Below are 1,211 nucleotides of genomic sequence, written 5' to 3'. Positions count from 1 at the left end.
TTGGGAGCGCACCTGGGCGCGACAGGCTTTCCCGGCCAAGTCAAAGGCATCGCGCCCGGGTGCGCTTGTGTCTTGGGCAGGACTACAGTTTGAGGTGAGAGCGAGGTGCGGCAGCCCGTCAGTGCGCAGTGTCCCAACACGAGTGGGAGTTTGGGCGCCGCACCCCGTCCTCCCCCTTCAGCCCGAACAGTTGACCGGACCTGCAGTCCGCACCACAAGCATGGGATCGGGGGGAGTGCTCTCGCTGTCAGCCTACTCCAGGAGCGAGCGATGAACACCTATGTGGGTATCGATATTGCCAAGGCTGAGCTGGTTGCCCATGCCTTGCCGCAGGAACAACAGCGCAGTTTTGCCAATACGGCTGCCGGCTTGACCGAGCTGGTCTGCTGGCTGCAGGAGATCGGCAGCACCCGAGTCGTCTTCGAGGCGACCGGTGGCTACGAGCGCGCCTTGCTCAAGGCCCTGTTCGATGCCCATTTGCCTGCCGAGCGCCTGTCGGCCAACCGGCCTCGTGAGCTGGCACGCGCACTGGGCCTGAAGGCCAAGACCGACGCCATCGATGCACGCGTGCTGGCCATGGCTGCACAGTTGCTGCCGGCATCGCCGAGCAAGCCATTACCTGAAAAAACAGCGCTTTTGCGCGAATGGCTGCAGGCTCGCAGTGCACTGGTGAGCGAGCGCGATGCCCATCGTCGGCGCATCAAGCAGCTGGAATCGGCTCCGGTACAAGCTGTGCTAAAGGGCTGTATCGCCCGGCTGCAGAAGCAGATCCAGCAGATCGAAAAGACCATCACCAAGTTGTTGGCCGAGACCCCGGACAGGCTGGAAAAGGCCCCGGGGCTGGGGCCGATCCTGCGTGCCACCTTGGCGGCCCGGCTGCCCGAACTGGGCTCCGTGAACCGTCGCCAGATCGCCGCCTTGGCCGGACTGGCCCCGTACAACCGCGACAGCGGACTGTGGCGCGGCCAGCGCCACATCGTGGGCGGTCGAGCCGATGTCCGACGGGTGCTGTACATGGCTACCTGGAGCGCAATCCGCTGCGATCCGGACATCGGTAACTGCTACCGGCGGCTGGTAGAGGCAGGCAAACCCAAGAAGGCCGCGGCCGTGGCCTGCATGCGCAAATACCTCACCCGTCTGAACGCCATGAAGCGCGACAACGCTCCCTGGAAAGTCGTGCCTATGACCGCCTGATCAAGACAGTTGACTCC

Annotated in this window: 1 protein-coding gene; it reads left to right on the top strand. The window is 64.2% G+C overall.

Annotated elements, in window-relative coordinates; all coding sequences use genetic code 11:
• Positions 1 to 270: 270 nt before the first annotated feature.
• Entirely contained in the window at positions 271 to 1,194 is a 924-nt protein-coding gene (locus ABB30_RS15230; protein WP_083489925.1) for an IS110 family transposase, read from the top strand.
• Positions 1,195 to 1,211 lie beyond the last annotated feature (17 nt).

This window comes from Stenotrophomonas ginsengisoli, from assembly GCF_001431485.1.
GTDB lineage: Bacteria > Pseudomonadota > Gammaproteobacteria > Xanthomonadales > Xanthomonadaceae > Stenotrophomonas > Stenotrophomonas ginsengisoli.
This window is presented reverse-complemented; position numbering and strand designations above follow the sequence as displayed.